Consider the following 24,242-nt stretch of genomic DNA (forward strand, 5'->3'; position numbering starts at 1 on the left):
GGTGGGACCGTCAGCGGTGGGACCGTCGGTGTAGAAGGTTCCGCGGACCATCTGGATGCTGCTGAGCTCGGTGGCCCAGACGACCTCCGGCGTGGCCCAGCCGAGGGCGTAGGCGTGGCCACCCAGGACCAGCCACCTCGTGGTGGCTCGGCGCAGTGCCCCGGCGGCGGAGCGGTAGCGGTAGTCCCAGTCGGCGGCCTGGTGCAGGAGTCGTACCCGGGCCAGGGCGATCAGCCTGTAGTCGCGGACCCTTCTCTGCTGCAGCCGCTGGTGCTCGGCCCGGCAGCCCCGGATCGGGTCCGTGCCGGGGTTGCGGCCCACGTCCAGGCTCAGCACCCGGGTGCTTCGCGGGTCGCGGAAACAGTAGGTGCTGCCGATCCGCTGGTAGGTCCAGCCGTCCGGGACCGGCAGGTGGAAGCCGGTTCCGTCGGTGAAGTACGACCAGCCGGCCGGCAACGCCCAGCCGCTGACACCCCGGGCGGCGTGTTCCCTCGGGGCCTCCGGGATGCCGGCAGGCGGGCGGGCGTCGCAGACGACCGGTGAGAAGCCGGTGGTCCGCGGTGACGTGCCGGGTGGGGGCCAGGCCTGGTTCGGGGAGGCCGGGTGTGACGCCGCCGACCCGGAGGCGGACGGCGCGGAACGGGACCGGGAGAAACCCGGGGACGCCCTGGTCGAGGACGCCGACGAGGCCGGCGGGTGGACGACCTGCGGTGCGGGGTCCCGCTGGCCGATCAGGTGGATGCCCAGGACGCTGCCGCCGAGGACCACGCTGGCCAGCAGGCAGGCGACGGCGACCCGGGTACGGACCCGGGGGGTCGGACGGGGGCGCGGAGGCCAGCGCCGTGCGGGTGGCTGGTTCGGGGCCGGTGGGCCGTTGGCCGGCTTGCGGGGTGCCGGGATCGCGTGGGCCGGGGCCTGGTTGCCGCGGCGCAGCGACGGCGTGGTCGCGGGGTGGCCGGCGGCGGACGGTGGGCGGTTCGGGCGGGAGCGGGAGGCGTCGGGAGCGGCGGGGCGACGGTTGCCGCCGGCTCCACCCCGGTCGCCGGAATGGCCTGGGGACGGGGCCCGAGGGGTCTGGTCGTCGCCGGCTCCACCCGGGTCGCCGAACTGGCCGGCGCGGGCCGCGGCGGCCGCCGGGACCGGGTCGGGGGCCGGGTCGTCGTTGACGGTGAACGTGCCCTCGATGTAGCCGAGGCGGGCGTAGTCGTGGTGCCAGTCGTCGGAGCTGTCGGTGTCCTGCGCGGCTTCGCCCGGCACGCGATGGAGTACGAGCTCGGTGGACACCGGGGGCTCAGCGGGGGCCGCGGTGGGGATCGGGCCGGTATCGGCCAGATCGCCGGCGCCGGGCAGTGGCGGCCGCGGTGCGTTGGCAACGGTGTCGGGGAGACCTGGAGCGGCGGGGATGCCGGAGGCCGTGTCCGGAAGGTGGGAGGCGTCGGTGTCTGTGGAAGCCTCGGGGGCGGCGGCGAGGGCGGCCGCGGGGACTCCGGCGACGGCTCGGACGGCGCCGACCACGTGGGTCTTCTCGTCCGACGGGCGATCCACGAGAGGCTCGGCCAGGGGGCGGCCGGTGGTCGCACCCGGTCGGCGCCGCGCGGGCGGGCCCGGGTCGTCCGCGTCGAGCACCGCGCGGAGACGTCGTTCGGTCTCCTCCGCGGTCAGGCGCGCTTCCGGTTCGTACCGTAACAATCCTTCGATGATCGGGCCGAGCGGCCCGGCGCGGACCGGCTGGTCCGGGGGTTCGGTGGCCAGCGCCGCGAGCGTCGCCATGGCGCTGTCCCGGGCGTACGGCGACTGGCCCTCGACCGTGGCGAACAGCGTCGCCCCGAACGACCACAAATCCGACTCCACAGTGGATGCCCCGTCCCGGGCCCGCTCCGGGGAGACGTACTGCGGGGAGCCGACGATCAGCCCCGGTGTGGTGATCATGCCGTCATCGACGAACGTGGCCAGACCGAAATCGGTCAGCAGGACGCGGCCGTCCGAGCCGATCAGGACGTTGTGCGGCTTGACGTCGCGGTGCAGCACGCCGGCCCGGTGCGCGGCGGCCAGCGCGTCCAGCACCGCCAGGCCGATCCGCGCCGCCTCGGCCGGCGGGTACGGACCCTTGGTGATCAGCATCTGGTAGAGCGACCGGGACGGCACGTACTCCATGACGATCCAGGACAGTCCCTGGTCGTAGACCACGTCGTAGACCCGGACCACGTGCGGATGCGTCAGCCGGGCCGCGCTGCGGGCCTCGCGCAGCGTCCGGTTGCGCAGGCGGTCCTTCTCGTCCCGCGACATCCAGTCCGGCGGGACGATCTCCTTGATCGCGACGTCCCGGTCCAGCATCCGGTCGCGGGCCAGCCAGACCCGTCCCATTCCTCCTGCGCCGACCGGTTCCAGCAGTCGATACCGGCCTGCGACGAGCATCTGCCTGACCGCCATCGGCACCCACCCATCACGTCGGCATTCAGGATAATCACGCACAGACCGCCCACGGAACGACATCACCCGGGCCCCGCGTGGGCCTCGGCGACGCGTTTTTGTCGTACCTCCGGGGAAGGATGGATGACGTGCGAGAGGTGCTTGAGAAGTTCGGTCCGGCCACCCGGGAGTGGTTCACTGCCGCGTTCGCCGCGCCCACCGCCGCTCAGGACGGCGCGTGGCGGGCGATCGGCGCCGGCCGGCACGCGCTCGTGGTGGCGCCCACCGGTTCCGGCAAGACGCTTGCCGCGTTCCTCTGGTCGCTCGACCGGCTCGCCCGCGAGCCGGTGCCCGAGCAGGTCCGGCGCCGATGCCGGGTGCTCTACGTCAGTCCGCTCAAAGCGCTCGCCGTCGACGTTGAGCGAAATCTGCGGGCGCCGCTCACCGGCATCCGGCAGGCGGCCGGCCGGCTCGGCCTGCCACCGCCGGAGATCACCGTCGGGATGCGGACCGGGGACACCCCCGCCGACGAGCGGCGCGGCTTCGCCCGCACCCCGCCGGACATTCTGATCACCACTCCGGAGTCACTGTTCCTGCTGCTCACGTCGGCCGCGCGGGAGTCGCTGCGGGGTGTCGAGACAGTGATCATCGACGAGGTGCACGCGGTCGCGGCGACCAAGCGGGGCGCTCACCTGGCGCTGTCCCTGGAGCGGCTGGACGCGCTGCTGGAGCGGCCGGCGCAACGGATCGGGCTGTCCGCGACGGTGCGCCCGGTCGAGGAGACCGCGCGGTTCCTCGGCGGCTCGCAGCACGTGGAGATCGTCCGGCCGCCGGCCGCCAAGACGATCGAGGTCTCCGTTCAGGTGCCGGTGGAGGACATGACCCGGCTGGACGAGGCGCCGGCCGGCGACGACCTGGAGGGCGGGCGGCACACGCCGTCGATCTGGCCGGCCGTCGAGGAGCGGGTGCTCGACCTGATCGAGGGGCACCGGTCGACGATCGTCTTCACGAACTCGCGGCGTGGGGCGGAGCGGCTGTGCGCCCGGCTCAACGAGCTGGCGGCGGAGCGGGCCGAGTTGGCGCGACTCGCCGCGGAGTCAGGCGCGCCAGGAGAACCGACCGTGGCAACCGGCGCGCCGGGAGAGGTCGTCGCGGGGCCCGGCGCGCGGGGCGGCGACGACTGGCTGAGCCGGGCGGCCGGGGATGTGGACGGGGGGCGGGGCTTCGGGCGTACCCCCGAGTCGGCCGGATCCGGCGGCATGCCGGCGGCGACGCGGGGGAACGGCGCCGCCGGCATGCCGGCGGCCTTGATGGCGCAGTCCGGCGCGGCCTCCGGCGCGCCGGCGGTGATCGCCCGCGCGCACCACGGCAGCGTCTCCCGGGAGGAACGCAAACAGATCGAGGAGGCGCTGAAGTCCGGGCGGCTGCCGGCCGTCGTCGCCACCTCGAGCCTGGAGCTCGGCATCGACATGGGCGCTGTCGACCTGGTCGTCCAGATCGAGGCGCCGCCCACGGTGGCCGCCGGCCTGCAGCGCATCGGCCGTGCCGGGCACCAGGTGGGCGCGGTCTCGCGCGGGGTGGTCTTCCCGAAGCACCGCGGCGACCTGCTCTCCTGCGCGGTCGTCGCGGAACGGATGAGCGAGGGCGCCATCGAGGAGCTGCGTTATCCGCGCAATCCGCTGGACGTGCTGGCACAGCAGATCGTCGCGATGGTGGCGCTGGACCCGTGGCCGGTGGACGAGCTGGCCACGCTGGTCCGGCGGGCCGCGCCGTTCGGCGAGCTGCCCGAGTCGGCGCTGCACGCGGTGCTGGACATGCTCTCCGGGCGGTATCCGTCGACCGCGTTCGCCGAGCTGCGGCCCCGGCTGGTCTGGGATCGCGGCACCGACCTGCTCACCGGCCGTCCGGGCGCCCAGCGGCTGGCGGTGACCAGCGGTGGCACGATCCCCGACCGCGGCATGTTCGGCGTCTTCCTGGCCGGCTCGGAGCGCGCTTCGCGGGTCGGCGAGCTGGACGAGGAGATGGTCTACGAGTCCCGCGTGGGTGACGTGTTCCTGCTCGGCTCGACCTCCTGGCGGATCGAGGACATCACGCCCGACCGGGTGCTGGTGTCCCCGGCGCCCGGGGCGCCGGCGCGGATGCCGTTCTGGAAGGGCGACTCGCCGGGCCGGCCGATCGAGCTGGGCCGGGCCATCGGGGCGCGGCTGCGCGCGCTGGCCAAGGCCGGCGACGAGGCGGCCACCACCGTGCTGCGGGAGTCCGGGCTGGACGACTGGGCCGCCGGCAACCTGGTGAACTACCTGCGCGAGCAGCGCGAGTCGACCCGGCACCTGCCCGACGACCGGACCATCGTGGTCGAACGGTTCCGCGACGAGCTGGGCGACTGGCGGATGACCGTGCACTGTGTGCTCGGTGCCCGGGTGAACGCGCCGTGGGCGCTGGCGATCGCCCGCCGGATGAGCGAGCGGTTCGGGGTGGACGGCCAGGTCATGCCGTCCGACGACGGCATCGTGGTGCGGCTGCCGGACACCGCGGAGGAGCCGCCCGGCGCCGAGCTGGTCGCCTTCGACCCGGAGGAGATCGTGCAGATCGTCGAGGAGTCGGTGGGCACGTCCGCGCTGTTCGCGTCCCGGTTCCGGGAGTGCGCGGCCCGGTCGCTGCTGCTGCCCCGCCGCGATCCGCGCCGCCGCCAGCCGCTCTGGCAGCAGCGGCAACGTTCCGCGCAGCTGCTCGACGTGGCCCGGGAGTTCGCCGACTTCCCGGTGACTCTGGAGGCGGCCCGCGAGTGCCTGCAGGACGTCTTCGACGTGCCCGGCCTGACCGGCCTGATGCGGGAGATCGCCGGGCGCAGGGTCCGCCTCGTCGAGGCGGAGACCCCGCGGCCGTCCCCCTTCGCGCGGTCGTTGCTCTTCGGATACGTGGGCGCCTTCCTGTACGAGGGGGACGCTCCCCTGGCCGAGCGCCGCGCCGCCGCGCTGGCCCTGGACGCGACACTGCTCGGCGAGCTGCTCGGCCGGGTCGACCTGCGCGAGCTGCTCGACCCGGAGGTGGTCGGCGAGACCGAGGCCCAGCTGCAGTGGCGCACCACCCAGCGCACCCCGCGCGACGCCGAGGACGCCGCCGAGCTGCTCCGGCTGCTCGGTGACCTGTCCGCCGCCGAGTTGGCCGAGCGCGGCGTGCCCGAGGTCTGGGTGCGGTCGCTGGAGACGGCCCGCCGCGCGATCCGGGTGCGGGTGGCCGGCGAGGAGCGCTGGATCGGGGTGGACGACGCGGGACGGTACCGGGACGCGCTCGGCGTGGCCCTGCCGGTCGGGGTCGCCGAGGCGTACCTGGAGCCGGTCGCCGACCCGCTGGGTGACCTGGTCGCCCGCTACGCGCGCACGCACGGCCCGTTCCTCGCCGCGATCTGCGCGGCCCGGTTCGGGCTCGGCGTCTTCGTGGTGGAGCAGGCGCTCAAGCGGCTCAGCGCGACCGGCCGGGTCACCTCCGGCGAGTTCTCGCCGGACGGCGCCGGCACCGAGTGGTGCGACGCCGAGGTGCTGCGCATGCTGCGACGGCGGTCGCTGGCCGCGCTGCGCCGGGAGATCGAGCCGGTGCCGCCGAAGGTGCTGGCCGCGTTCCTGCCCCGGTGGCATCAGGTGGGCGGCGCCGCCCGCGGGGTGGACGCACTGGCCGCGACGATCGAGCAGGTGCAGGGGCTGGCGGTGCCGGCCTCGGCCTGGGAACGGCTGGTGCTGCCGGCGCGGGTGGCCGACTACGCGCCGCCGCTGCTCGACGAGTTGTGCGGGAGCGGCGAGGTGCTGTGGGCCGGGTCCGGGTCCATCGCCGGCGGCGACGGGTGGGTGACCCTGGCGTACGCGGACAGCGCGCCCCTACTTCTGCCCCCGCCCGACGAGGAGTTCGCGCTCACTCCGGCCCATCGATCCGTGCTCGACGCGCTGGACGACGGGCAGGCGCTGTTCTTCCGATCGCTTTCGGACAGGGTGGGCTCGACCGACGACACCGAGCTGGCCGCGGCGGTGTGGGATCTGGTGTGGGCGGGGCACCTCACCAACGACACGTTCGCACCGCTGCGGGCACTGCTCAGCGGCAGCGGGGCGCACAAGGCGAAAGCCGCTCCGGCCCGGACCCGCTACCGGCGGCCGGGCCGCCCGCACCTGCCGTCCCGGACCGGCCCGCTCCACATGGCCGGGCGCTGGTCCCGGCTGCCGGAGCGGGATCTGGACCCGACCCGGCGCGCGGCCGCGCTCGCCGACCTGCTGCTGGAGCGGCACGGGGTGGTGACCCGGGGCGCGGTGCTGGCCGAAGGTGTGACCGGCGGGTTCGCCGCGGTCTATCCGGTGCTCAGCGCGCTGGAGGAGCGCGGGGCGGCGCGGCGCGGCTACTTCGTGGAGGGGCTCGGGGCGGCGCAGTTCGCGGTGCCGGGCGCGGTGGACCGGCTGCGGGCCCTGGCGGAGCCGGCCGAGCTGGCCCGGCGTACGGGGACGAACGCGCTCGTGCTGGCCGCGGCGGATCCGGCGAATCCGTACGGGGCGGCGCTGCCGTGGCCGGAGCGGATCGTGGACAGCGGGGACGGGGAGCCGGTCGCGAAGGCCGGGCACCGGGCCGGACGCAAGGCCGGGGCGCTGGTCGTGCTGGTCGGCGGTGAGCTGGTGCTCTACGTCGAGCGGGGCGGCCGCACGCTGCTGTCGTTCGCGGACGATCCGGAGGTGCTGGCCGCGGCCGGGCAGGCGCTGGCCGGTTCGGTGCGGTCCGGGGCGCTGGGGCCGATGTCTGTGGAGCGGGCGGACGGGGAGTCGGTGCACGCTTCGCCGTTGCGGGACGCGCTGCAGACGGCGGGGTTCCGCGCCACACCCCGGGGGTTGAGGCTCCGGGGATAGGGCGGCCGGAGCGCGGAGCCACCCGGGCGCAGCGGCCAAGCGGGCGCAGCGGCCGCCCGGAGACGGCCGCTGGAGGAGAGCGCCGGGTCAGACGTGCGGCAGGACGTCCGAGGCGACCAGTCCGACGTGATCGAGGTCGGACAGGTCGAGGAGCTGGAGGAAGAGACGGGAGGCGCCGGCCGCGGCGTACCTCTGGATCGTCTCGATCGCCTCCGCGGGCGTGCCGACGATGCCGCCGTTCTCCCGCATCTCCTCGGGCTCGCGGCCGATGGCCGCGGCCCGGCGCCGTACCTCGGCGTCGTCCCGGCCCACGCAGAGCACCGCCGCCGCGCTGAACACGGGCGGCTCGGCCCGGCCAGCCGCGGCGCTGGCCGCACGGACCCGCTCGTACTGCGCCGGAATGTCCTCGATCTTGGCGAACGGGACGTTGAACTCGGCCGCGAACCGGGCCGCCAGATCCGGCGTCCGCTTCTTGCCGTGCCCACCGACGATCACCGGTAGCGGCGACTGGACCGGCTTCGGCAGCGCCGGCGAGTCGCTGAGCCGGTAGTGCTTGCCGTCGAAGGCGAAAGTCGAGCCGGCCGGCGTCTTCCAGAGCCCGGTGATGATCTCCAGCTGCTCCTCCAGCCGGTCGAAACGCTCGCCGAGCGACGGGAACGGAATGCCGTACGCCTGGTGCTCGGCCTCGAACCAGCCGCCACCGAGACCGAGTTCGATCCGCCCGCCGCTCATCGCGTCGACCTGCGCGACGGCGATCGCCAGCGGACCGGGCAGCCGGAACGTCGCCGAGCTGACCAGCGTGCCGAGCCGGATCCGGGAGGTCTGCACGGCGAGCGCGGCCAGCGTGATCCAGGCGTCGGTCGGTCCGGGCAGCCCGGAGACGTCACCCATCTTGAGGTAGTGGTCGGAGCGGAAGAATCCGTCGAAGCCGCCGTCCTCGGCGGCCTTGGCGACCCGCAGCAGATCGTCGTAGCTGGCACCCTGCTGTGGTTCGGTGAAGATGACGAGACGCATGCGATCAACCCTGCCAGATGGCCGGCGCCCGCCCGGCGGGATCCCGCCAGGAAATGACGCGCGGCGTGCCCGGCCCGTGTCTGGCGGCGACTGCCAGTAACGTCGCCAGCATGCCCGGTTATGGATGGATCAGCTTCACGACCGACTACGGCACGTTCGACGGGTTCGTCGCGGCCTGCCGCGGGTCGATCGCCCGGATCGCGCCGGATGTCCGGGTGATCGACGTCACGCACCACGTGCCGCCCGCGGACGTGATCAGGGGTGCGGCAGTGCTCGCGCAGACCGCGCCGTACCTTCCGGCGTCGGTGCACCTCGCGGTGGTCGACCCGGGCGTCGGCACGGCCCGCCGTCCGGTGGTGCTGACCACACCGAACGGCCTGCTCGTCGGCCCGGACAACGGTCTGCTGATCTGGGCGGCCGAGGCGCTCGGCGGAATCACCGCGGCGCACGAGCTGACCACCAAGGAGTGGATGCTGGGCGACGTGTCGCGCACGTTCCACGGGCGCGACGTGTTCGCCCCGATCGCGGCCCGGCTCGCCGCGGGCGCGGAGACGTCCGACGCGGGCCCGGCCGTCGACCCGGCCTCGCTGATCCGCCTGCCCGACCCGGTGACCAGCGTCGGCGACGGCTGGATCGAGGCGGAGGTGCTCACCGTGGACCGGTTCGGCAACGTGCAGCTCGCCGCGGACGGCTCGATGCTGACCGGGCTGGGCTCCGAGCTGACCGTGAACGGGACGGTCCGGGCTCGCCGGGGCGCCACCTTCGCCGAGGTGGGCGCGGGTGAGCTGCTGGTCTACACGGATTCCGCGGACCGGGTGGCGATCGCGGTCAACAACGGGCGCGCGGTGGTCGTGCTGTCGGTGGTCCCCGGCGACGTGGTGCGTATCGCCGAGAGGTGAAGCCGGGCTGCGGTTGATCCGGGCCGCACGCCGTCGCCGTGGAGGAACGCCTGACCGGCGCCACGGTCGGGGCGGCTTCGGGCGACGTCCGCCGGCTGATGGCCGGATTCGGACCTGGATTCCGGGTACTGGTGCGGGGGGACGAATCGGCGTCGAGCGCGGCAGGATGGTACGCATGCCCGAGGGGGACACCGTCTGGAACACCGCCCGCGTGCTGGAGCGTGCCCTGACCGGCGAGGTGCTGACCGCAACCGACTTCCGGGTGCCGAGGCTGGCCGCGACCGACCTGGCCGGGTGGACGGTGACCGAGTCGGCGAGCCGGGGCAAGCATCTGCTGCTACGGCTCACCCGGGAGGGGCGGGAGCCGCACACGCTGCACTCGCATCTGCGGATGGAGGGCGCCTGGCGCACCTACGCGACCGGGGAACGCTGGACCGGCCGGCCCGCGCATCTGATCCGGGTGGTGCTGCGGACCGCGCGCTCCGTGGCGGTCGGTTACCACCTGCACGATCTCGCCCTGATCCGGACCGCCGAGGAGGAGAGCCTGGTCGGGCATCTGGGGCCGGACCTGCTGGGCGCCGACTGGGATCCGGCCGAGGCGGTCCGGCGGATCGCGGCGCGTCCGGAGGCGACGATCGCCGAGGCGCTGCTGGATCAGCGGAACCTGGCTGGTGTGGGGAACCTCTACAAGGCGGAGACGCTTTTCCTGCGCGGGCTGTGGCCGTGGACGCGGGTGGCCGAGGTGGCCGATCTCACCGGGACCGTGGAACTGGCGCAACGCCTGGTCGCGTCGAACCGGGGACGCTGGACGCAGACGACGACCGGGTCGCTGCGACGCGGTGAGACCAGCTATGTGTACGGGCGCCGCGCCCAGCCGTGCCGGCGTTGCGGCGCGCCGATCCAAAAGGCGGAGAACTCCACCGGCACGGCCGAGAGCCGGCCACAGGGAACAGCGGCAAGGCACGCGCACGGCGCGGACCGAACGCGCGCCGCTCATCGAACAGGCGCCACGAATCGGACACCCGGCGGGATTCAGACCCGTGACACGGTCGCCGGACGGATCGGGGAGAAGTCCGAACTGGAGGACCGGATCACTTACTGGTGCCCGCGCTGTCAGCCCGAGCCTGCCGCGGCGGCGTCGAACTGAACCGGGCCGTCCGGTCGCGCAGCTCGGCCAGGCCCTCGGCGATCCCACGGAGCCGCTCCGCGGCCTCGACCAGGCTGAAATACGCCGGGTGGCGGCTGTCCGCGACCGGATGCCCGTCCTCCGCCACATAGCCGGCCGCGGCCGCGACCAGCTCCTCATACGCCGTCACGCCCTCGGTGAACTGCTCGGCCAGCGCCGCGTGCGACTGCTCCAGGGCGCTGCGCTGGGCCGGCTGCCCGAGCGGGATGGCCCGCTCCACGCTCGCCACTCGTTGGCCCAGATCACGCAGCCACTGCTCGGCGGTGGCCGCCTCCAGCGCCGCCGTCTCGCCGGCCCCGGTGAGCCGGCCGGCCAGCGCGATCATCGTGGCGGAGGTGCGGTCGAGCCGGTCCCACGCGTCGGCGATCGCCGAGCCGCGCAGGGCGTACCTGTTCTTGTGGCGGCGGACCTCGTGCAGCACCGTGCGGCCGACCTGCGAACGCTCCAGCGCGGCGGTGATCCGCGGGCCCGGCAGGCTGGGCTCGGGGGCGGGCTGGGCTTCCAGCTCCCGGTAGTCCCGCCAGCGCCAGCGGGCCAGGACCACCGAGGCGCCCGCCCCGGCGGCCCAGGCCGCGTCCGCGATGCCGATCCCGGAGTACGGCACGAGCACCGCCGCCGCCGCGGTCAGGCCTCCACCGAGCACACTCCACCGGCGTGCCGCACCGCGCAGCCGCTTGAGCCGGCGGAAGTACTTGCCCCGCTCGTCCACGTCACGCCCTCCCGCCGCTCACAACGGCCCGATGGAAACACCGCCCAGGGAAAGCGGACGCTCAGCCGGCGGCCGTGGTGTCGCCACGCTTCTGGTTCATGCTGGCGCGGATCTCGTCCAGCCGGGCGACCCCGGCCGGGTCGGCGGCCGGGGTCTCCGCCTGCTGGCCGACAGCGGGCTGACCCGCCGCGCCACCCAGCTTCTCCCCCGCCATGCTGGCCCGGATCTGCTCCAGCCGGGACGAGCCGGCCAGGTCCAGACTGGACTTCTGCACCTCGAGCATGCGGCCCTCGACCGAGTTGGAGGCCAGCTCGGCACGACCCATGGCGTTCGCGTACCGCTGCTCGATCTTGTCGCGCACCTGGTCCAGCGACGGGGTGTTACCCGGCGCCGCGAGCTGCGACATCGACTCCAGCGACTTGGCCACGGTCTCCTGCATCTTGGCCTGCTCCAGCTGGCTGAGCAGGCGGGACCGCTCCGCGATGCGCTGCTGCAGCACCATCGCGTTGTTCTCGACCGCCTTGCGGGCCTGGCCGGCGGCGGCGAGCGCCTGGTCGTGCAGGGTCTTCAGATCCTCCATCGACTGCTCGCCGGAGACCAGCTGGGTGGCCAGCGTCTGCGCGGTCTGCTCGTACTTCTGGGCCTCGGACTCGTCGCCGGCGGCGCGGGCCCGGTCGGCCAGCACCAGCGCCTGGCGGGCCATGCCCTGCAGTTTCTCGACCTCGGACATCTGCCGGGACAGCTTCATCTCGAGCTGCCGCTGGTTGCCGATGACGGCGGCGGCCTGCTGCACGAGAGCCTGGTGCTGTCGCTGGGCGTCCTCGATGGCCTGCTGGATCTGCACCTTCGGGTCGGCGTACTCGTCGATCTTCGCGCCGAAGAGCGCCATCATGTAATGCCAGCCCTTGACGAACGGGTTCGCCATCTCGCGGTATCCCCTCAATGTCGCTCGGTCGGTGGCGTCCAGGCGAGACGAGTCCCGCCGCCGACGCGAAACCATCGTGTCAGCCCGACGCCAGCGGCGTCACGTGACCTACGGGGGATCTCAGGGTCACCCCTAGCGACGAGCCTGCCCACGAGGCTACGCCCCCGAGGGGGACGGTGCGACCGGGCTGATCGGCGCACGGGCATCACGGCCTGGGAGCTGTTGTGGGATTACCCGAAAACGACAAACTTCGCCGGCCGTGGCGCACCGGGCTGTCGCTCGGGACCTGTCCGGGCATCAGGCCGGAGCCTCATGCCGCGTAGATCACGTCTCGCTTCTTGTTCCGCGTCGCGTGCAGGGTGGCCTTCAGCGGCGAATCCTGCCGGACCGACACCGACACGCTGCCGTCCGTCGCCACTTGGCGCGCCGGCTCCCCGCCGGTCTTGTCGTCGACCGGGACGAGCACGCCCTCCATGTTCTCCGCGAGCGACAGCGTGCTGCTGACCTCACTGAGAAGCTCGGAGAGACGGGCGCCGAGCGCGTCGCAGATCGCCGCCAGCAGCTCGCTGGACGCCTCTTTCTGACCACGCTCGATCTCGGACAGATAACCCAGGCTGACGTTCGCGGCGGTCGACACCTCGCGCAGCGTGCGGTGCTGTCCCTGCCGGCGCGCACGAAGTGCGTCGCCGATAACCCGGCGTAGCAGGACCATGGCACCTCCTCCTGCGGGCGGGGCCGCCGGCAACACGCCGGAGGCTTCCCGCAACCGTACCTGCCGCGAGCGACGGCGACATCCCGCCCCGCCGAATTCCTCGGCCCGCCCGGCCCGCGGCACAACCGGACAACCACGCCGTGAACGGCGGTATTCCCTGCTCAGACCCGGGCCGGAGTGGCGCGGAGAACATCGGTGAGCAATTGCAGGACGGCCGTCACACTTTCGGTGCGGACGGCGTCCCGGTTTCCGGTCAATGCCAACTCCCGCACCCGTGTGCCGTCCGGCCCGGCGACGGCCACGTAGACCAGGCCGACCGGTTTGCCGTCCTGCGGCTCGGGGCCCGCGACGCCGGTGGTGGCCAGGCCCCAGTCCGCTCCGCAGCGATCCCGGGCGCCCTCCGCCAGCTTGGCGGCGACGTCCCGGTCGACCGGACCCCGCTCTTCGAGCAACTGCCCGGGTACGCCCGCGAGCGAACCCTTCAGATCCGTCGCGTAGACCACCAGGCCGCCGCGATAGACCGCGCTGACGCCGGGAATCTCCACGACCGTCGCCGCCACCAGGCCACCGGTCAGCGACTCCGCGGTCGCCAGCGTCTGTCGTCGCTCGACCAGCACGTGCACAGCCGCCGCGGCGGCCACCGACATCTCCACGCGAACTCTCCTAGGTCGTTCAGGAACGCCGCAACCGCAACGCCTGGACCAGGTAGTCGAAGCCGGTCACCAGGGTGACGATCAACGCGGCGCCCATGACCCAGTACCCGACGGCGTCGAAAGGATGCGGGACCGGCCACAGGTACCAGGCGATGGCCAGGGTCTGCAGGCCGGTCTTGAGCTTGCCGCCCCGCGAGGCCGGGATCACTCCGTACCGGATGACCCAGAAGCGCAGCCCGGTGACGCCCCACTCGCGGATCAGGATCGCCCAGGTGACCCACCAGGGCAGCGCGCCGTACGCGGAGAGCAGGACCAGCGCGGTGCCGGTCAGCGCCTTGTCCGCGATCGGATCGGCGATCTTGCCGAACGAGGTGACCAGCTGCCACCGGCGGGCGATCCAGCCGTCCACGAAGTCGGTGGCCGAGGCGACGCAGAACGCCAGGCAGGCGCCGACCCGCCAGTCGTGGTCGGTCATCCGGGAGGTGACCACCATGGCCAGGAAGACCGGGACGAGGACGAGCCGGACCACGGTCAGCGCGTTCGCCGCGTTGTAGAGCGACACCACGCGCGGTGCGGCCACCGGAACCGGCTCGTCGGTCACCGGTCGACCCGCGCCGCGGAGATCATCTCGATCGGGACCGCGACCAGGTCGACGCCCTCGGTGCCGGTGACTCTGGCGCGGACCAGGTCACCCGGGCGCAGCGCGGCCAGATCGACGCCCTGGTCGCCGGAGACCAGCGTGGTGGAGCCGTCGACCTCGGGCGCCTGGTGCTCGGCGCGGCCCTCGATCTCGCCGTCGTCCGTCGTGTCGACGAGCACCTCGACGAGGCTGCCGAGCCGGTCCTCGGCACGCTGGGCGCAGAGCTCCTCGGCGAGGGCGACGACCCGGTCGTACCGCCGCTTGACGGTGTCCGGCCGGATCTTGCCGGGCAGGCCGGCGGCCTCGGTGCCGTCCTCGTCGCTGTAGTCGAAGACGCCGATCGCGTCCAGGCGGGCCTCGGTCAGGAAGCGGACCAGCTCGTCCACGTCCTGCCGGGTCTCGCCGGGGAAGCCGACGATGAAGTTGCTCCGGGCGCCGGCCTCGGGCGCCAGCTCGCGGGCCGAGCCGAGCAGCTCCAGGAAGCGCTCGGTGGAGCCGAAACGGCGCATCCGGCGCAGCACCGGCTCGCTGGAGTGCTGGAAGGAGAGGTCGAAGTAGGCGGCGACACCCGGCGTGGCGGCGATCGCCTCGACCAGGCCGGGGCGGGTCTCGGCGGGCTGCAGGTAGCTCGCGCGAACCCGGACGATGCCGTCGACCGCGGCCAGCTGCGGCAGCAGTTTCTCCAGCAGGCGGGGGTCGCCGAGATCCTTCCCGTACGACGTGCTGTTCTCGCTGACCAGCACGAGCTCCCGCACGCCGGTCTTGGCCAGCCACTCGGCCTCGGCGAGCAGCTCCTGCGGGTCCCGGGAGACGAACGCGCCGCGGAACGCCGGGATGGCGCAGAACGAGCAGCGCCGGTCGCAGCCGCTGGCCAGCTTGAGCGAGGCGACCGGGCCGGTGTCGAGCCGGCGGCGCAGCACCTTGCGCAGGTGGGCCGGGGTGTGCTCGTCGACCGTGGCGTGACCGGGCACCACCACCTTGGCGGCGTGCCGCCGCACCGGGGTGATCGGGAGCAGCTCGCGGCGGTCCCGCGGGGTGTGCGCGTCGTGCCGCTCCCCGGCGAGCACGCCGTTCAGCCGGGCGGAGATGTCGGTGTAGTCGTCGAAGCCGAGCACCGCGTCGGCCTCGGGCAGGTTGTCGGCGAGCTCCCGCCCGTACCGCTCGGCCATGCAGCCGGCGGCGACCACCTTGGCCCCGGTGTCCGCGGCCGCGAGCAGGGTGTCGATCGAGTCCTGCTTCGCCTTCTCCACGAAGCCGCAGGTGTTGACGAGCACCACGTCGGCCTTCGCCGCGTCGGTGCCGACCTCCCAGCCCTCGGCGTCGAGGCGGGCGGCCAGCTCTTCCGAGTCGACCTCGTTACGGGCGCAGCCCAGGGTGAGCAGCGCGACACGGCGAGAGGGAGGAGGAGTTACAGACACCCGACAAGGTTACCGGGCCGCCGGCCGGCGGCCGTCCCCCGGACAGCCGGACTCTTCCGCCAACAAACGTTGACAATACGATTGACGGGTGACGACTCCGGAAGACCTCGACGATCTCGACGCCCTGGCCAGCCTCGCCGACCGGGTGCGGCGGCAGGCCTACCGGGTGGTGGCCGACGGGACCGGGCCGGTCGGCCGGGACGAGGTGGCCGAGGCGCTCGGCATCGGCCGCACGCTTGCCGCGTTCCACCTGGACAAACTGGTGGCCGCCGGGTTGCTGGAGACGTCGTACGCCAGGAGGTCGGGCCGGACCGGGCCGGGCGCCGGGCGTCCGGCGAAGCTGTACCGGATCGCCGCGGCGGAGCACGCGGTCAGCGTGCCGCCGCGGGCCTATCGCACCGCTGCCGAACTGCTCGCCGAGGCGCTGGAGCAGGCCGGCGCCGAGAAGGCGCTCTACCAGGTGGCGCGGCGGCACGGGCAACGGGCCGCCGCCGGGTCCGAGGTCGTGGAACTGCTCCGGGAGCACGGGTACGCGCCGGCTGCCGGCGGGCCGGACCGGATCGAGCTGCGCAACTGCCCGTTCCACCAGCTCGCCGAGCAGTTCCCGCCGGTGATCTGCGGGATGAACCTGGCCTTGGTGGCCGGGCTGCTGACCGGCGCCGGGCTGGAGGAGGAGTGGACCGCGCGGATGGACGCCGCGCCCGGACGGTGCTGTGTGGCCGTTTCTAAAAATAAAACCAATTGACATTAGATGTACGGCCTGGTCTGCTGACTTCCATGAGCGCCTTCCACCTGGCCCAGATCAACACCGCTCGACTCCGAGCCCCGCTGGAAGACCCGTCGATGGCCGAGTTCGCCGCCGGCCTCACGCTGATGAACGAGCTCGCCGACCGCTCACCCGGCTTCGTCTGGCGGATGAGGGGGGAGAACGGGGACGGCACGATCGCGGCGCCCACCGATCCCGGCCGGATCTACACGCTCTCGGTCTGGGAGTCGCCGGAGCACCTGCGCGCCTACGCGTACCAGAGCGAGCACCTCGACTACCTGCGCCGCCGCCGGGAGTGGTTCCATCCGCACGGGCACCAGGCGGCGCTCGTGATGTGGTGGATCCCGGCCGGCGAGGTGCCGACGCTGCGCCAGGGCATCTCCCGGCTCGGGCGCCTGCGGGCGCAGGGACCCACCCCGGACGCGTTCACCTTCCGCGAGCTGTTCCCGGCCCCGGTCCCGGCGGCCTGACGTCGCGCACGTCCGCGACGCGTTCCCGGCGCCGGGCCGCACTCCCCCGGCTGGTCCCCGGGAGTGCCTCAAGGTCGTTGGGACACCCCCGGGCGCCAGCCGGAAGCCGGACCGGAACGCACCGCGCGGCCCCCGGCACCCGCCGGCCGTCAGGGTTCTCGCACGTGGTCGAGACACCGCTGGGCGCCGGCGGGGACCGGGACCGTGGCGGACGCCGGGATCAGTCGACCTTGAGGGCGGCGAGCGCCTCTTCCAACTCGTCCGGCTTGATGAGAACGTCACGGGCCTTCGAACCCTCGGACGGGCCGACGATGCCGCGGGTCTCCATCAGGTCCATCAGGCGGCCCGCCTTGGCGAAGCCCACCCGCAGCTTGCGCTGCAGCATCGACGTGGAACCGAACTGGCTGGTCACCACCAGCTCGATAGCCTGCAGCAACAGCTGCAGGTCGTCGCCGATCTCCTCGTCGATCTCCTTCTTCTTGCTGGGCGGCGCCTCGGTGACGTCGTCGCGGAACTCCGGCTCGCGCTGGTCCTTGCAGAACTTGACGACGCCGGCGATCTCCTTCTCGTCGACCCACGCGCCCTGGATGCGGGTCGGCTTGGAGGCGCCCATCGGCAGGAAGAGGCCGTCGCCACGGCCGAGCAGTTTCTCCGCGCCGGGCTGGTCCAGGATGACCCGGGAGTCGGCCAGCGAGGACGTCGCGAAGGCCAGCCGGGACGGCACGTTCGCCTTGATCAGGCCGGTCACCACGTCGACCGACGGGCGCTGGGTGGCCAGCACCAGGTGGATGCCGGCGGCCCGGGCCAGCTGGGTGATCCGGACGACCGAGTCCTCGACGTCGCGCGGGGCCACCATCATCAGGTCGGCCAGCTCGTCGATGATCACCAGCAGGTACGGGTACGGCTTCATCACCCGCTCACTGCCCGGCGGCGCGGTGATCTCGCCGCTGCGCACCTTGCGGTTGAAGTCGTCGATGTGGCGCACCCCGTTGGCGGCCAGGTCGTCGTAGCGCATGTCCATCTCGCGGACCACCCACTCCAGGGCGTCCGCCGCCTTCTTCGGGTTCGTGATGATCGGCGTGACGAGGTGCGGGATCCCCTCGTACGCCGTCATCTCGACCCGTTTCGGGTCGACCAGCAGCAGCCGCACCTCGTCCGGGGTGGCCCGGGTGAGCAGGCTCACCAGCAGCGAGTTGAGGCAGCTGGACTTGCCGGCGCCGGTCGCGCCGGCGATCAGGATGTGCGGCATCTTGGCCAGGTTCGCCACCACGAAGCCGCCCTCGATGTCCTTGCCGAGCGCGACGACCATCGGGTGGTGGTCCGCGGTGGCGGCCCGGGAGCGCAGCACGTCGCCGAGCGACACGTTCTCCGGGTCGGAGTTCGGGATCTCGACGCCGACCGCGCTCTTGCCCGGGATCGGCGAGAGGATCCGCACGTCCGGGGACTTCACCGCGTACGCGATGTTGCGGGAGAGCTGGGTGATCCGCTCCACCTTGGTACCCGGGCCGATCTCCACCTCGTAACGTGTGACCGTCGGGCCGCGGGTGAAACCGGTGACCAGCGCGTCCACGTTGAACTGTTCGAACACGCCGGTGAGCGCCGCCATGATCTCGTCGTTGGCGCGGCTGCGGGCCTTCGGCGGGGCTCCGGTGGCGAGCAGGTTCGGCGGGGGCAGGCGGTAGTCGCCGGCGACCGCGGAGATCTCCAGCTGCTCGGCGCGGGTGGGCAGCGGCTCGGAGTGCTCCGGCGGGGTCGGGGCCGGCTTCCTCCGGCTGGCCGGCGCCTTCGGCAGGGCCACCGTGTCGTGCAGGATCAGGTCTTCCTCGGGCTCCTCCGGCTCCAGCATCTCGTCGAGCGGGACCGTCGGCGAGGCGGGCCGGCGGGCCGGGCGGCGCGGTTTCGGCGCCCGCTCCCGAGGCTCGTCGTCGATCTCGTCCGGCTCGAACGGCGGCCGGGTGCGCGTGGCGGCAGCGCGGCCGAGCACCATGTCGCCGAGCAGCATGAACCGCTCGGGGATCTTGTTGATCGGGGTCGCGGTGATCACCAGCAGGCCGAAGACGAAGAGCAGGATCAGCAGCGGGACCGCGACCCAGGCGCTGACCGCGCGCTCCAGCAGCGAGCCGACGCCGTACCCCAGCAGGCCGCCGTTGCCGGTCAGCGCGAGGTCGTCACGCGGCTCGTCGGAGATGTAGAGCAGACTCGCGGTGGCGATGATGACAGCCGACCAGCCGACCGGATTGCGGCCGCGGTGCTCCGGGTCGACCGGGTCGCGCATCAGCCGGACCGCGCCGTAGAAGAAGAGCAGCGGCAGGAAGATCCCGAGGCCGCCGAAGAACAGGTGCACCGCGTCCGCCAGCCGGCGGCCCACCGGGCCCGCGCTGTGCCCCCAGACGGCGACAGCGGTCAGGATCGAGAAGCCGAGCAGCAACAGCCCGGCGCCGTCGCGGCGGTGCTCCGGGCCGATGTTGCGGGCGTTGCGGCCGGCGCCCCGGGCCACCCAGCCGGCGCTGTGCGCCAGGCCCATCCAGAGCGCGCCGACACCGCGGCCCACGCCGGCCGAGGCGGGCGCCTTCCGGGGCGCGGGGCGCTTGCGCGCGGCCGCCGCCGTGGTCTTCTTCGCCGGGCGAGCCGGGCGCGCCGCCGGTTGGCGGGCACGCGTGGTCGCGGCGCCGCGCGAGGTGGACGCGGCGCGGCCCCGGCCTGCCGGAGGAGTTCGGCCCGCCATGGCAGACACGGTAATCCACGACCGCCCGGCGCATCGAGAAGGCGCACCGTGACCACTTTTCGCTTTTCCGCTGATTAAAATCACAAGGTGCAGGTACTCGACAACGAGATGATCAAGGCCGCGATGGACGCGCGCGGGTTCGCGTACTTCGTCGATGCGGACGGTGACATCGCCGGCAACTTCCAGGGCAACCTGATCTATTTCTTCCGCCTCGGCGCGAACAAGGAGATGCTGCAGATCCGGGCGATGATGCAGCACGTGTTCAGCGTCGAGGACGTTCCCCGGCTCTACGAGTTCTGCAACACGTGGAACCGCGACCAGCTCTGGCCGAAGGCGTACGTGCAGGTCACCGACGACGGCGCGGCAGTCGTGGTGGGCGAGGTGTCGAGCGACTGGGAGCGCGGCGTGACGCCGGAACAGCTCGACCAGGTGCTGATCTGCGGAATCGCCACCGGCTGCCGGCTCGGCGAGGCGCTGGGCGAGCTGAAACGCTGACCGGGGCCGCTTCCGCGACCCCGGCCGGATCGAACCTCTTGCTTTCCCGGGTACGGGCTACCGCACGTTGAAGCCGAGCGAGTAGTCGCCCGTGCCCGAGGTGGCCACCACGACGTACCGGAACGTGCCGGACCGCAGATTCACGCTGAGAGTCTTGTCACCCTCGCCGGTCGCCTGGGCCACCGTCGTGAACCTGCCGTTTGTCAGCATCTGCAGCACCAGGTCGAAGTCCGCGCCCTCGGGCGCGTCCAGGCAGGCCACGTGCTGGCCGGCGCGCGCCCGGAAGGCGCCGCCGCTCGGCTGGGCCTGCGCGCTGCCCGCCTTGCTGAGCGCGCCGGAACGCTGAACCGGCAGGTCGCCGCAGGCGTTGTCGGCCGGCGCCTCGCCGGCCGGGGGCGCCTCGGCCGCCCCGCTCGGAGCGGCAGTCGCGCCGCCCTGCTCAGCGCCCGCGCCGCCGCTGGTCACCAGCGTCAGGTTGTTCTCCGCGAGGATCTCGTTGACCGGCTGGAAGAACGTCTCGCCGCCGACCGTGCAGTCGCCGGAACCACCCGAGGTGACGCCCTGCGCCTGATCGCCGGAGAGCCACGGGCCACCGGAGTCGCCGCCCTCGGCGCAGACGTCGGTGCGGGTCAGGCCGGTCACCGCGCCCTCCGGGTAGCGCACGGTCTGGTTCTTGGCCAGGATCGTGCCGCAGAACGTGCCGGTGGTGGATCCGGAGCGGCAGACCGCCGCGCCGACCGGGGCCTCGGTGCTGCCGGCCACCGGCAGCTCGTTGCCCTTGAAGTCGTTGACCACCGGACGCGGCGTCCAGTCGCCGTTGACCTCGACGAAGCCCATGTCGGCGTTGCCGGGGAAGACCGAGGCCTTGACCACGCCCTGAGCCTCGTTGTTGAAGCCGGTGGTGGTGGTCCCGGAGGCGCCGCAGTGGCCGGCGGTGACGAACCCGCCCTCCACCGAGAAGCCGATCGAGCAGCGGGCGGTGCCACCGTCGACCGAGATGAAGTACGGGTCGGCGCCACGCGCGTCGAAGAGCGGCTTCGGCTGCCGGTTGCTGACCTTCACGGTGATCCAGCCGGCCGAGACCCCGGCCTGCCGGGCGAACGTCTGCGCGTCCGTTTTGGCGTCCGGCTGGGCGACGACGACCAGCTTGTTGGTCGGGGCGTCGACGTACCAGCCGGTCAGCCCGGTGGCCGACCGCACCTTCGCGTCCAGTTTGGCCTTGGCCGCGTCGAGCTGCGCCTCACTGCGCTTGACCAGCACCGGTACGGCGCCGGCGGCCTTCACCGCGGCGGCCGCGTCGGCATCGGTCACGGCGACCTTGAGGGTGGTGCCGTCCGAGGCGATCCACGAGCCGCCGAAGTTGTCGCCGGTCGACGCGGCCAGGGTCGCCGAGACCCCGCCGGCCCACTTGGCGCGCTTCAGCCGCGCGGCCGCCTGGTCCCCGTCGAGGCCCAGGTCACGCTTCATCGCCGCGAGCAGGTCCGGGGAGACGCCCCCGGTCCCGTTCGCTCTCGTCGCGCCGCTGCCGCCGGTCGGCGTGGTGCCGGCCAGCGACGGCAGAGTGAAGGCGACCGCTGCCCCGGTCGCCGCCACTACCGCCGCAGCCACGGCGATCGATCTGCGCTGCATCTGGAGTACTCCCTCCGCCACGGGTGCCGTGGGGGCGGCACCGTGCCAAGGAGTACGCAGCCCGTACGAAAAAGGTTGAGTTCTATGCCGTTTTCGCGGATTTAAAAGCTTTTCTTAAACTTCGACGACCGTCGGTACGATCATCGGCCGGCGCCGGTAGGCGTCGTTGACCCACCGGCCCACCGTCCGGCGGACCACCTGTTGCAGCTGATGGGTGTCGGTGATGCCGTCCTCGGCGGAGCGGTGCAGGGCCGCGGTGAGCAGCGGGATCACCGGGTTGAACGCGTCCGGGTCCTCGGAGAAGCCCTTCGCCGAGATGCTCGGCTCGCCGACCACCTTGCCGGTCACCGAGTCGATCACCACGGTGGCCGCGATGAAACCGCCGTCGCCCAGGATCCGCCGCTCGGTGAGCAGCGACTCGCTGACGTCGCCGACCGCCAGGCCGTCCACGTACACGTACCGGCTCTTGACCCGGCCGACCACCCGGGCATGGCCCTCGACCAGATCCACCACGTCGCCGTCCTCGCAGAGCACCACGCGGTCGGCGGCCACCCCGGACTCGATGCCCAGCTGGGCGTGCGCGCGCAGGTGCCGCCACTCGCCGTGCACCGGCATCAGGTTGCTCGGACGGGTCACGTTCAGCAGGTAGAGCAGTTCGCCGGCCGGGGCGTGGCCGGAGACGTGCACCTTCGCCGTCTCCTTGTGGACCACCGTGGCGCCGGCCCGGGACAGCTGGTTGATCACCCGGTAGACAGAGGTCTCGTTGCCCGGCACCAGCGAGCTGGCCAGCACCACCGTGTCGCCCGAGGCGATGGTGATGTGCCGGTGGTCGCCGGTGGACATCCGGCCCAGGGCGCTCATCGGCTCGCCCTGCGACCCGGTGGACATGAAGACGATCTCGTCCGGCGGCAGGTGGGTGGCCTCGTCCAGCCCGACCAGCAGGCCGTCCGGGATGCGCAACAGGCCCAGGTCCCGGGCGATGCCCATGTTGCGGACCATGGAACGACCGATCAGGGCGACCTTCCGGTCGAACTCCCAGGCGGCGTCCATCACCTGCTGCACGCGGTGCACGTGGGAGGCGAAGCTGGCCACGATGATCCGGCCGCGCGCCTTGCCGAAGATCCGGCTGAGCACCGGGCCGATGTCACGCTCCGGCGCCACGAACCCGGGCACCTCGGCATTCGTCGAGTCGGAGAGCAGCAGGTCGACACCCTCGGCGCCGAGCCGGGCGAAGCCGGCCAGGTCGGTGATCCGGCCGTCCAGCGGGACCTGGTCCATCTTGAAGTCGCCGGTGTGCAGGACCAGGCCGGCCGGCGTGCGCACGGCGACCGCCAGCGCGTCCGGGATGGAGTGGTTCACCGCGAAGAACTCGCACTCGAACGGGCCCAGCCGCTCGATGCCGCCCTCGCGGACGGTGAGCGTGTACGGGTCCAGGCGGCGCTCGGCCAGCTTCGCCTCGACCAGGGCCAGCGTGAACTCCGACCCGACCAGCGGAATGTCCGGCTTGTGGGCCAGCAGGTAGGGAACCGCGCCGATGTGGTCCTCGTGCCCGTGGGTCAGCACGATCGCCTGGATGTCGTCCAGCCGGTCCAGGATGGGCGCGAAGTCGGGCAGGATCAGGTCCACGCCGGGCTGCTCGACGTCGGGGAAGAGCACCCCGCAGTCGACGACCAGAAGCTTGCCGTCGTATTCGAAGACCGTCATGTTACGGCCGATGGCGCCGAGCCCGCCGAGCGGGATGACGCGCAGGGCGCCCTCCGGCAACGGCGGTGGCGGACCCAGCTCCACGTGAGCTTGACTCATTCGCCTCTTCCTGTCAGAGCACGATGCCGGCCGCCGCGGCGTCCTGGCGCAGTTGCTTGAGTTCCTCTTCCCCCGCGTCCACCAGCGGCGACCGCACCGGACCGGCCGGCAGCCCCTGGGCCGTCAGCCCCGCCTTCACCAGAATCGTCCCCGGGGAGCGGAAGATTCCTGTGAACAGCGGTAGCGCCTGCCGGTGCCGGGCCAGAGCGGTGGCCGTGTCGCCCCCCTCGAACGCCTCGATCATTTCCTTGGCGAGCACGCCGGTGAAATGCGAGGACGTGCCGACCAGGCCGACCCCGCCGATCGAGAGCAGCGGCAGGGTGGCCGCGTCGTCGCCGGAGTAGTAGGCCAGGTCGGTGCGGCTCAGCACCCACGAGCTGGCGATCAGGTCGCCCTTCGCGTCCTTGACCGCGACGATCCGCTCGTGCTCGGCGAGGCGCACCATGGTCTCGGTGGTGATCGCCGTCCCGGCCCGGTGCGGAATGTCGTACACCATGATGGGGAGCCCGGCGGCGTCGGCCACGGTCAGGAAGTGCCGCAGCACCCCGGCCTGCGGGGGCTTGTTGTAATAGGGCGTCACGACGAGCAGGCCGTGCGCGCCGGCCTTCTCCGCGGCATGCGCCAGCTCGACGGTGTGCGCGGTGTTGTTGGTGCCCACCCCGGCCACCACCTGGGCCCGGTCACCCACCGCCTCGACCACGGCGCGCAGCAGCGACTCCTTCTCCGTGTCGGTGGTGGTCGGGGACTCGCCGGTGGTGCCGCTGATCACGAGCGCGTCGTTGCGCTGCTCGTCGACGAGATGGACGGCCAGGCGGGCCGCACCTTCCAGGTCCAGCGAGCCGTCCTGGGTGAACGGGGTCACCATGGCGGTCAGCAGCCGGCCGAACGGCCGCGGGTCGTGCGTCATAC

At 72.9% G+C, this 24,242-nt stretch carries 18 protein-coding genes; 6 read left to right on the top strand and 12 right to left on the bottom strand.

The genetic code is table 11. The features are described 5' to 3' along the window. Positions 1-2,430, bottom strand: a 2,430-nt coding sequence (locus Asi03nite_RS01775) for a serine/threonine-protein kinase (protein WP_203676588.1), incomplete at its 3' end; no start/stop codon positions are given. A gap of 119 nt (positions 2,431-2,549) precedes the next feature. Between Asi03nite_RS01775 and Asi03nite_RS01780 the strand changes: the two genes are divergently transcribed. Further along, entirely contained in the window at positions 2,550-7,289 is a 4,740-nt protein-coding gene (locus tag Asi03nite_RS01780) for an Lhr family helicase (RefSeq protein ID WP_203676593.1), read from the top strand. Positions 7,290-7,376: 87 nt separating this feature from the next. Here Asi03nite_RS01780 and Asi03nite_RS01785 read toward each other — a convergent pair whose 3' ends face one another. Beyond that, positions 7,377-8,303 carry an LLM class F420-dependent oxidoreductase gene (locus Asi03nite_RS01785; protein ID WP_203676594.1) on the bottom strand — a complete coding sequence of 309 codons (927 nt, stop codon included), beginning with the start codon at positions 8,301-8,303 and terminating at the stop codon, positions 7,377-7,379. A gap of 110 nt (positions 8,304-8,413) precedes the next feature. Here Asi03nite_RS01785 and Asi03nite_RS01790 point away from each other — a divergent pair, with 110 nt between their 5' ends. Together Asi03nite_RS01790 and Asi03nite_RS01795 are read left to right on the top strand one after the other, a co-directional pair. Further along, positions 8,414-9,202 carry an SAM hydrolase/SAM-dependent halogenase family protein gene (locus tag Asi03nite_RS01790; protein ID WP_203676596.1) on the top strand — a complete coding sequence of 263 codons (789 nt, stop codon included), beginning with the start codon at positions 8,414-8,416 and terminating at the stop codon, positions 9,200-9,202. Positions 9,203-9,377: 175 nt separating this feature from the next. Then, positions 9,378-10,349: a DNA-formamidopyrimidine glycosylase family protein gene (locus Asi03nite_RS01795; protein ID WP_203676598.1), complete on the top strand. Its 972-nt coding sequence runs from the start codon at positions 9,378-9,380 to the stop codon at positions 10,347-10,349. Here the strand turns inward: Asi03nite_RS01795 and pspM are convergent. The 6 genes from pspM to rimO form a co-directional block, all read right to left on the bottom strand. Beyond that, positions 10,294-11,097: a phage shock envelope stress response protein PspM gene (pspM, locus tag Asi03nite_RS01800; RefSeq protein WP_203676599.1), complete on the bottom strand. Its 804-nt coding sequence runs from the start codon at positions 11,095-11,097 to the stop codon at positions 10,294-10,296. The genes Asi03nite_RS01795 and pspM overlap by 56 nt on opposite strands. Before the next feature lie 61 nt (positions 11,098-11,158). Continuing rightward, a complete protein-coding gene (locus tag Asi03nite_RS01805) occupies positions 11,159-12,022 on the bottom strand; it encodes a PspA/IM30 family protein (protein ID WP_203676600.1) in 864 nt (287 codons plus the stop codon). Positions 12,023-12,332: 310 nt separating this feature from the next. Further along, positions 12,333-12,734, bottom strand: coding sequence for a helix-turn-helix domain-containing protein (locus tag Asi03nite_RS01810; protein WP_203676601.1), 402 nt, complete (start codon positions 12,732-12,734; stop codon positions 12,333-12,335). A gap of 161 nt (positions 12,735-12,895) precedes the next feature. Next, the gene (locus Asi03nite_RS01815; RefSeq protein ID WP_203676872.1) at positions 12,896-13,381 is read right to left on the bottom strand and encodes a CinA family protein; all 486 of its coding nucleotides are present in this window, start codon (positions 13,379-13,381) and stop codon (positions 12,896-12,898) included. A 25-nt stretch (positions 13,382-13,406) separates the two neighbouring features. Then, positions 13,407-13,988 (bottom strand): CDP-diacylglycerol--glycerol-3-phosphate 3-phosphatidyltransferase, encoded by a 582-nt coding sequence (gene pgsA / locus Asi03nite_RS01820; protein ID WP_203676602.1) that lies wholly within the window; start codon positions 13,986-13,988, stop codon positions 13,407-13,409. Beyond that, entirely contained in the window at positions 13,985-15,445 is a 1,461-nt protein-coding gene (gene rimO / locus Asi03nite_RS01825; protein ID WP_203676608.1) for a 30S ribosomal protein S12 methylthiotransferase RimO, read from the bottom strand. Before rimO ends, pgsA begins: the two co-directional genes overlap by 4 nt. Before the next feature lie 88 nt (positions 15,446-15,533). Here rimO and Asi03nite_RS01830 point away from each other — a divergent pair, with 88 nt between their 5' ends. Continuing rightward, positions 15,534-16,190: a helix-turn-helix transcriptional regulator gene (locus tag Asi03nite_RS01830; protein ID WP_203676609.1), complete on the top strand. Its 657-nt coding sequence runs from the start codon at positions 15,534-15,536 to the stop codon at positions 16,188-16,190. A 32-nt stretch (positions 16,191-16,222) separates the two neighbouring features. Next, positions 16,223-16,681, top strand: a complete 459-nt coding sequence (locus tag Asi03nite_RS01835; protein ID WP_203676610.1) for a DUF3291 domain-containing protein — start codon at positions 16,223-16,225, stop codon at positions 16,679-16,681. A gap of 220 nt (positions 16,682-16,901) precedes the next feature. Here Asi03nite_RS01835 and Asi03nite_RS01840 read toward each other — a convergent pair whose 3' ends face one another. Continuing rightward, the gene (locus tag Asi03nite_RS01840) at positions 16,902-19,406 is read right to left on the bottom strand and encodes an FtsK/SpoIIIE family DNA translocase (protein WP_203676611.1); all 2,505 of its coding nucleotides are present in this window, start codon (positions 19,404-19,406) and stop codon (positions 16,902-16,904) included. An 87-nt stretch (positions 19,407-19,493) separates the two neighbouring features. Here Asi03nite_RS01840 and Asi03nite_RS01845 point away from each other — a divergent pair, with 87 nt between their 5' ends. Next, complete coding sequence (locus tag Asi03nite_RS01845) at positions 19,494-19,901, top strand: YbjN domain-containing protein (RefSeq protein WP_307833980.1); 408 nt, start codon at positions 19,494-19,496, stop codon at positions 19,899-19,901. 57 nt (positions 19,902-19,958) lie between these two features. On the opposite strand, the gene Asi03nite_RS01850 is transcribed toward Asi03nite_RS01845, so the two are convergent. The 3 genes from Asi03nite_RS01850 to dapA all read right to left on the bottom strand — a co-directional run bounded on the left by Asi03nite_RS01850 (position 19,959) and on the right by dapA (position 24,240). Continuing rightward, on the bottom strand, positions 19,959-21,530 hold the full coding sequence (locus Asi03nite_RS01850; protein WP_203676612.1) for a S1 family peptidase: 1,572 nt from the start codon (positions 21,528-21,530) through the stop codon (positions 19,959-19,961). Between the two features lie 114 nt (positions 21,531-21,644). Beyond that, entirely contained in the window at positions 21,645-23,333 is a 1,689-nt protein-coding gene (locus Asi03nite_RS01855) for a ribonuclease J (RefSeq protein WP_203676613.1), read from the bottom strand. A 13-nt stretch (positions 23,334-23,346) separates the two neighbouring features. Beyond that, positions 23,347-24,240, bottom strand: a complete 894-nt coding sequence (dapA, locus tag Asi03nite_RS01860; protein ID WP_203676614.1) for a 4-hydroxy-tetrahydrodipicolinate synthase — start codon at positions 24,238-24,240, stop codon at positions 23,347-23,349. Between the last annotated feature and the right edge of the window lie 2 nt (positions 24,241-24,242).

Origin of the sequence: Actinoplanes siamensis (assembly GCF_016862395.1) — a bacterium.
Taxonomy (GTDB): domain Bacteria; phylum Actinomycetota; class Actinomycetes; order Mycobacteriales; family Micromonosporaceae; genus Actinoplanes; species Actinoplanes siamensis.